The following is a 6,326-nucleotide window of genomic DNA, read 5'->3' on the forward strand; positions in this document are numbered from 1 at the left end:
GGCCAGCGGGCCGCGGTCGCGCCGCTCGCCACCTGGGTGGCGGACAACGACGTGCGGTGGCTCGCCGCCGACCCGTGGGGGGCGGCGGTCGCGCCGATCGTGCTCACGGGCGCGCACCTCGGGCTCGCCGACGCTCCGGCGATGGCGCACGAGCTGCGCCTCACGGGCGGAGCCTGCGCCACGGAGACGCTCGCCGACAGCGGCTACTTCCGCATCTGCGCCGCGCCCTGACCCCGCCGGGGCGGAGACGCGAACGGCCGGCCGCAGAAGCGGCCGGCCGTCTCACGGGAGAACGTCAGAGCGCGAGGCGCTCCTGCACCACGGCGGCGAGGCGCTCCGCGTAGGCGCGGGCCGACTCCGAGTCGGCCGCCTCGACCATGACCCGCACGAGCGGCTCCGTCCCGGACTTGCGCAGCAGCACGCGCCCGGTGTCGCCCAGCTCGGCTTCGACGTCGCGCACCGCCTGCTGCACGACCTCGTCGTCGGCGACACGATCCTTGTCGACGTCGCGCACGTTGATCAGCACCTGCGGGTAGACCGTCATCACGGAGGCGAGCTCGGCGAGGGACTTCCCCTGTCGCGCCATCTCGGACACCAGGTGCAGACCCGTGAGCAGGCCGTCGCCGGTGGTGGCGAACTCGCTCATGATCACGTGGCCGGACTGCTCGCCGCCGAGCGCGTAGCCGCCCTCGTTCATGTCCTCGAGCACGTAGCGGTCGCCGACCGCGGTCTGGCGCACGGTCACGCCGTGCTCGCGCATCGCGACGTGCAGGCCGAGGTTGCTCATGACCGTGGCGACGAGCGTGTCGTCGGTGAGGACGCCGCGCTCCTTCATCGACAGCGCGAGGATCGCCATGATCTGGTCGCCGTCGACGATCGTGCCGTTCGCGTCGACCGCGAGGCACCGGTCGGCGTCCCCGTCGTGCGCGATGCCCACGTCGGCGCCGAGCCGCACCACGGCCTCAGCGAGGTTCTCGAGGTGCGTGGAGCCGACGCCGTCATTGATGTTCCAGCCGTCGGGGTCGGCGCCGATGACGGTCACCTCGGCCCCTGCGTCGCGGAACGTCTCGGGCGATACGCCGGAGGCGGCGCCGTGCGCGCAGTCGAGCACCACGTGGATGCCCTCCAGGCGGTGCGGCAGCGAGCCGAGCAGGTGCACGACGTAGCGGTCTTCGGCGTCGGAGAAGCGGTCGATGCGACCGACGCCTGCGCCGGTGGGGCGCAGCTTCTCGCCGTGCATGGCCTCTTCGATGCGCTGCTCGACGATGTCGGGGAGCTTGCGGCCGCCGCGGGCGAAGATCTTGATGCCGTTGTCGGGCGCCGCGTTGTGCGACGCCGAGATCATCACGCCGAAGTCGGCGTCGCGGTCGGCGACGAGGAACGCGAGTGCGGGGGTCGGGATGACCCCGGCCTCGAGCACGTCGACGCCGGAGGACGCGAGGCCCGCGGAGACGGCGGCGGTGAGGAAGTGCCCCGAGACCCGGGGGTCACGGGCGACCACGGCGGTGAGTCGCTTGCCTTCGGCCTTGCGAGCCTCCGCCGTACGGCCCTGGCCCAGGACGACAGCAGTCGCCTGGGCCAGGGTGAGCGCCAGGTCGGCGGTGAGGATGCCATTGGCGAGTCCTCGCACGCCGTCCGTGCCAAAGATCGGCATCGGAGCAGTGGACCTTAACGCTTCGAGTACTGAGGCGCCTTACGGGCCTTCTTGAGTCCGGCCTTCTTGCGCTCCTTGACGCGAGCGTCGCGCGAGAGGAAGCCGGCCTTCTTCAGGGTCGGACGGTTGTTCTCCGCGTCGATGCCGTTGAGGGCACGAGCGATGCCGAGACGCAGCGCGCCGGCCTGCCCGGAGTCGCCACCACCCGAGATGCGGGCGATCACGTCGTAGGCACCGGCGAGGTTCAGCGCGGTGAACGGGTCGTTGATCAGCTGCTGGTGCAGCTTGTTCGGGAAGTAGTCCTCGAGCGTGCGGCCGTTGACCGTGATGGTGCCCGAGCCGGGGACCAGACGCACGCGGGCGATGGCCTGCTTGCGACGGCCGACAGCGGCGCCCGGGACGCTGAGCACGGGGCGGGGAGCCGCCTCGACTGCCTCGGTCTCGGGGGTCGACGTCGAGAAGTTCTGGAGGTTTTCGGTGGTGTCCTGGATGTCAGCCACGAGTATGTCCTTAGTCGTTACGGCGCTTACTGGGCGACCTGGTCGAGGGTGTACGGCTGGGGCTGCTGCGCGGCGTGCGGGTGCTCGGCACCGACGTACACCTTCAGCTTCGACAGCTGCTGGCGGCCCAGGCTGTTCTTCGGGAGCATGCCGCGGATGGCCTTCTCCACGGCGCGGACCGGGTTCTTCTCGAGCAGCTCGGAGTAGCTGACGGCCTTCAGACCACCCGGGTAGCCCGAGTGACGGTAGGCGATCTTCTTCTGGAGCTTCTGACCGGTGAGCGCGACCTTGTCGGCGTTCACGATGATGACGAAGTCACCCGAGTCGATGTGGTTGGCGAAGGTCGGCTTGTGCTTGCCACGCAGGAGCGTCGCCGCGTGCGAGGCCAGGCGGCCGAGAACGACGTCGGTGGCGTCGATGACGACCCAGTCGCGCTGGACTTCGCCAGCCTTGGGGGTGTAAGTGCGCGTCACGATAGTGCTGCTTTCTTGTCGAACGGAGGTGTTCGTGAATCCCACTCCGGGGTGGTTCCTCCCGACAGGGACGAACACGCCAGTGGAGGGCTCACGTTCGGATGTGCGTCTTCCTCGCAGTACGGGAAGGGCACCAAAGAGTCAGCATACGCCACCCGACCCCCTCCGACCAAACCAGCCGCGCGCCCGCGCCCGGTCAGTCGGTCTTCACCGTCACCAGGATCGGACGGTGGTCGCTCGACCGCTGCGGCAGGGTCGTGATGCGCTCGATCTCGAATCCGGTCGAGGTCGCGAAGTCGTAGTGACCGCGGAAGACGCGGTAGCGCGTGTAGGTGTGGTCGTCGCTGAGCGACAGCGCATAGCCGTGGTCGCGCACGGCCTGCCCCAGGTTCTCCTTGAACACGGGGTAGTTGTAGTCGCCGACCATGAGCTGCGGAAGGCCGTCCCCGAGGCTCGCGAGCTCGGTCAGGGCCGCGCGGATCTGGTGGCGCCGCAGCGAGTTCAGCGCCGTCAGCGGTGCGGCGTGGAACGACGCGACGATGAACTCGTCGCCGTCGTCGATGTCGCGCAGCCGTGCGCCGAGCACCCGCTCGTGCGCGGGCTTCGCGATGCGGTCGTGCAGCGACTTCTTGAGCCCGAGGGTGCGGATGCCCTGCAGGTGGTAGGTGCTCTCGCGGTAGAACAGCGCGAGTCCGAGGCGGTTGCCCTGGGTGGCGTCGGCGAGCACGAGGCCCCCGATCCGGTCGGGCAGCGCCGGCACGTCGCACTCCTGCAGGCAGAGGATGTCGGGGTCGTGTTCGGCGACGAGTGTCGCGAGCTCCCCGGCCGCCCGGTGTTTGCGCAGGTTGTACGAGATGACCTTCATGACCGTGCCCACGCTACCCGCCCCTGCTGTGCCCGGGATCCGTATCCGGCGATCAGTCCGACTCGCGGTCGCGGCGGGCCCTGGTCTGTTCGGCCCGTGCGGCGAGCAGCTCGTCCGCCGGATACCCGACCTCGGTCAGCGTCAGTCCCCGGGCCGCGAGCACCTTGAACTCGCTGGTCCTGGTGAGGGCGTCGCGCAGCACCACCAGGTCGGACACGTCCAGGCGACCCTCCCCCACGGCCGCGCATGCGCCGACGAGTGCGCGCACCATGCTGTGGCAGAACGCGTCCGCCTTCACCTCGGCCACCAGCACGCCGTCCGCGTCGCGCTCCCACCGGTAGTCGAGCAGGGTGCGGATGGTGGTGGCCTCCTCGCGGGGCTTGCAGTACGCCGCGAAGTCGTGCAGGCCGATCAGCGTGCGCGCAGCCTCGTCCATCGCGCGCTCGTCCAGGCGTCCGCGGATGCTCGTGGTGTCGGCGCGACGCAGCGGGTCGTAGCCGGCCAGACCGTCGGCGAGACGGTACCGGTAGCGGCGCCACACGGCCGAGAAGCGCGCGTCGAAACCCTCGGGCGCCGCGGTCGACCGGGTGACGGTGACGTCGGAGTAGGCGCCGAGCACACCCCGCATGCGTCCCGCGATCGAGCCCGCCGGATCCTGCGCCGCCCGTCCGTGCCTGGCCTCGATGCGCGACCACTGCCGCTCGTCGAGATCGACGTGTGCGACCTGTCCGCTCGCGTGCACGCCGGCGTCGGTGCGGCCGGCGACCACGAACCGCACGTCGGAGCCCACGATGCGGGCGAGCGCCGCCTCCAGCGTCCCCTGAACGGTGCGGAGCGTGGGCTGTGTCGCCCAGCCGCGGAAGTGGGTGCCGTCGTAGGCGATGTCGAGCCGGATGCGCACGAGGCCAGCCTAGGACAGCCCCGCGCGCACCCGCCGCCTCAGATGCCGCCGTCGACCGAGCGGATGGAGACGCCGGGCTCGTCCGGCACCATCACCTCGGTGTCGCGGTTCAGGCTTTCGCCGCGGAAGAAGCGCTTCGACCGCGGGAACAGGTACCACAGGAGCATCAGCACCAGGCCGATCGCGAGCGAGCCGATGCCGATCACGAACGTGCCGCCGATGCCGAACAGCACCGTGTAGCCGTAGTCCACGTCCCACATGTCGATCGCGGACTGCACGAACGCGCCGGTGAGCAGCAGCGCCCCGACGAGCGGGAAGATCCCCTTGAAGAAGAGGTCGCGTGCCGAGGTGCGCAGGTCGGCGCGGAAGTACCAGACGCACGCGAACCCGGTGATGGCGTAGTAGAACGCGATGGCGAGGCCCAGCGACAGGATCGAGTCCTGCAGGATGTTGTCGCTGATGAGCGTCATGCCCACGTAGTACGCGGAGGCGACCACGCCCATCACGATGGTCGAGAACGACGGGGTCTTGTAGACCGGGTGCACCTCCTTGAACTTCGCGGGGAGCGCGCGGTACACGCCCATCGCGAGCGTGCCGCGCGCGGTGGGCAGGATCGTCGTCTGCGTCGACGAGATCGCCGAGATGATGACGGAGACCACCAGCACCCAGCCGAACGGGCCCAGCAGGCCGTCCTTGATCGCGAGGAAGAAGTCGTCGGCGTTGGCCTCGTTGCCGAGCCCCGTGCCGTCCTCGCCGAGACCCGCGTACATCATCGCCGCGATCGTGACGGCTACGTAGGTCACCAGCAGGATCACGCAGGTCAGCACGGCCGCCCGCCCGGGAATGCGCTTGGGGTCCTTGGTCTCCTCGTTCAGCGCGAGGCACGTGTCCCAGCCCCAGTAGATGAAGAGGGCGAGCAGGATGGCCTCGGTGAAGCCCGACCAGTCCGTGAAGCCGAACGGGTTCAGCCACTCCCACGAGAACGGCGTGGCGTCGGGGGCGTCGCCGGTGAAGAACTGCCACAGCGCGGCCACCACGAAGATCGCGAGGGCCAGGTACTGCACGGCCAGCAGGATGTTCTGGATGCGCTCGCCGATCTCGACGCCGCGCCAGCTGACCCAGGTCATCGCGGCGATGAAGAGCACCGCGACGAGGATGATCCGCCAGTCGTTGTTCTCCAGGTCGAACCCGATCAGGGACCAGAAGTACACCGAGGCGATCTGGGCGAGGTTCGCGAGCACGACCATCCCGGCCACCGCGACACCCCAGCCGCCCATCCAGCCCACCCAGGGGCCGAACGCTTTCGTGCCCCAGGTGAAGGTGGTGCCGCAGTCGGGCACGGCGTTGTTGAGCTCGCGGTAGGCGAAGGCGATCAGGAGCATCGGGACGAAGGCGATCACGAACGCGATCGGTGCCTGCGCTCCGACCGCGAGCACGACGAAGCCGAGCGTCGCGACGAGGGAGTAGACCGGCGCCGTGGAGGCGAGACCGATGACGGTGGATCCCCACAGGCCGAGGGTGCCAGCGGCCAGCCCCTTGCCGTCGGGTCGTTCCAGGTGGATGGGCGTCGTTGCCATGCTCAGACAGTACGACGAGCTGCGGTATACCGTCAATCCTTTTCTTCGAGCAACGGATTCCACTCACACAACTTCATCTCACGACGGAATCCGTGGATTCATTCGCGACCGAGCATCCCGTCGGCGTGCGTGGCGACCCACTCCATCAGCGGCAGCATCCGCTCCATCAGGTCACGCCCCAGCGGGGTGAGGCTGTACTCCACGTGCGGGGGCACCGTGGGCAGGGATTCCCGGTGCACCAGCCCATCCGCCGACAGCGTGCGCAGCGTGGTCGCGAGCATCTTCTCGCTGATGCCGTCGACCTCCCGCCGCAGCTCGCCCCAGCGCCGCGCGCCGTCCGACAGGCACGACAGCAC

At 69.5% G+C, this 6,326-nt stretch carries 8 protein-coding genes; 1 reads left to right on the plus strand and 7 read right to left on the minus strand.

Annotated features, from left to right (window positions below):
* Positions 1-231: hypothetical protein (locus DW299_RS19045; RefSeq protein WP_168443111.1), on the plus strand; the 231-nt coding region annotated here is incomplete at its 5' end.
* A 64-nt stretch (positions 232-295) separates the two neighbouring features.
* On the opposite strand, the gene glmM is transcribed toward DW299_RS19045, so the two are convergent.
* The 7 genes from glmM to DW299_RS09490 all read right to left on the minus strand — a co-directional run.
* Complete coding sequence (gene glmM, locus DW299_RS09460) at positions 296-1,654, minus strand: phosphoglucosamine mutase (RefSeq protein ID WP_136031689.1); 1,359 nt, start codon at positions 1,652-1,654, stop codon at positions 296-298.
* A 14-nt stretch (positions 1,655-1,668) separates the two neighbouring features.
* Positions 1,669-2,154 carry a 30S ribosomal protein S9 gene (rpsI, locus tag DW299_RS09465; RefSeq protein WP_136031687.1) on the minus strand — a complete coding sequence of 162 codons (486 nt, stop codon included), beginning with the start codon at positions 2,152-2,154 and terminating at the stop codon, positions 1,669-1,671.
* 26 nt (positions 2,155-2,180) lie between these two features.
* Positions 2,181-2,627 carry a 50S ribosomal protein L13 gene (rplM, locus tag DW299_RS09470; protein ID WP_136031685.1) on the minus strand — a complete coding sequence of 149 codons (447 nt, stop codon included), beginning with the start codon at positions 2,625-2,627 and terminating at the stop codon, positions 2,181-2,183.
* Between the two features lie 196 nt (positions 2,628-2,823).
* Positions 2,824-3,492 carry an endonuclease/exonuclease/phosphatase family protein gene (locus DW299_RS09475; protein ID WP_136031683.1) on the minus strand — a complete coding sequence of 223 codons (669 nt, stop codon included), beginning with the start codon at positions 3,490-3,492 and terminating at the stop codon, positions 2,824-2,826.
* A gap of 52 nt (positions 3,493-3,544) precedes the next feature.
* Complete coding sequence (gene truA, locus DW299_RS09480) at positions 3,545-4,393, minus strand: tRNA pseudouridine(38-40) synthase TruA (protein WP_136036436.1); 849 nt, start codon at positions 4,391-4,393, stop codon at positions 3,545-3,547.
* A 38-nt stretch (positions 4,394-4,431) separates the two neighbouring features.
* Positions 4,432-5,970 carry an APC family permease gene (locus DW299_RS09485; RefSeq protein ID WP_136036437.1) on the minus strand — a complete coding sequence of 513 codons (1,539 nt, stop codon included), beginning with the start codon at positions 5,968-5,970 and terminating at the stop codon, positions 4,432-4,434.
* Between the two features lie 98 nt (positions 5,971-6,068).
* Positions 6,069-6,326 (minus strand): winged helix-turn-helix transcriptional regulator (locus DW299_RS09490; protein WP_136036438.1); only part of this gene is annotated, 258 nt, incomplete at its 5' end.

The organism is Microbacterium sp. K35, assembly GCF_004794375.1.
Taxonomy (GTDB): Bacteria; Actinomycetota; Actinomycetes; order Actinomycetales; family Microbacteriaceae; genus Microbacterium; species Microbacterium sufflavum.

What these genes read in the sequence shown, in the direction of transcription:
- DW299_RS09475 (WP_136031683.1), bottom strand. Translation starts at nt 3,492, where the DNA reads ATGAAGGTCATCTCGTACAACCTGCGCAAACACCGGGCGGCCGGGGAG.
- glmM (WP_136031689.1), bottom strand. Translation starts at nt 1,654, where the DNA reads ATGCCGATCTTTGGCACGGACGGCGTGCGAGGACTCGCCAATGGCATC.
- DW299_RS09485 (WP_136036437.1), bottom strand. Translation starts at nt 5,970, where the DNA reads ATGGCAACGACGCCCATCCACCTGGAACGACCCGACGGCAAGGGGCTG.